This window comes from Rhizobium mayense, from assembly GCF_030272705.1.
GTDB classification, from domain to species: domain Bacteria; phylum Pseudomonadota; class Alphaproteobacteria; order Rhizobiales; family Rhizobiaceae; genus Rhizobium; species Rhizobium mayense.
This window is the reverse complement of sequence record NZ_JARFYM010000147.1, coordinates 1-257: the sequence shown is the minus strand read 5'-3', so window position 1 is coordinate 257 and position 257 is coordinate 1. Positions and strand designations below refer to the sequence as shown.

Annotated in this window: 1 protein-coding gene; it reads left to right on the top strand. The window is 58.0% G+C overall.

All coding sequences use genetic code 11. The features are described from left to right. The coding region (locus PY649_RS34985; RefSeq protein WP_285873644.1) for a peroxiredoxin family protein at positions 1–257 on the top strand (257 nt) is incomplete at both ends.

The window sequence follows — 257 nt, the reverse complement described above, 5'->3', positions numbered from 1 at the left end:
TGCCCGGTTTGCCTCAAATATCTGCGCGAGCTGGAATCGCTGATCCCTGAATATGAGCGTCGCGGCACAAAGGTCATCGCCATCAGCTCTGACGTTCAGGCGCGCGCTCAAGAAATGGCGCGCAAGGTCGGCACCAACCTGCGATTTGGATATTCGCTGCCGCTCACGGTGGCCCGGCAATGGGGACTCTATATTTCCTCATCGCGTGGAAAGTCATCGATCAACGTCGAAGAGCCGCCGCTATTTTCGGAGCCGGG